Annotated in this window: 1 protein-coding gene; it reads left to right on the forward strand. The window is 38.3% G+C overall.

All coding sequences use genetic code 11. The annotated features are described in order from the left end of the window. A partial coding sequence (locus AC1DND_RS29565; protein WP_477586620.1) for an outer membrane beta-barrel protein occupies positions 1 to 399 on the forward strand: 399 nt, incomplete at both ends.

Consider the following 399-nt stretch of genomic DNA (forward strand, 5'->3'; position numbering starts at 1 on the left):
AATTCGTACTGTCTGATGTAATTTCAATTCAACCTGGTTTAACTTTTATAAACAAAGGAACAAAACTGGCCAGCGGTGATATGGATTTCGAAGATAATGACATTGCAACCACTGAAGAGGCAACATTAAACTTTAAATATCTGGAGTTACCGGTAAACCTATTGGCGAATTTTAAAGTAGGAAGCGCTGGTAAGGTGTTTCTTGGTGCCGGACCGTACGTTGCTTACGCCTTAAGCGCAAATGGTAAATATGGGTCGGTAAAAGAAGATATCAAATTTGGCGAGGCAGAATCGGAATTTAAACGAACTGATTTTGGTCTAAACTTTTTAGCTGGTTACCAATTAAACAATGGTTTTAATATTCATGCAGGCTACGGATTAGGTCTAAGCAGTATAGCAG

The sequence above is a fragment of the Pedobacter sp. 01N416 genome (assembly GCF_056399685.1).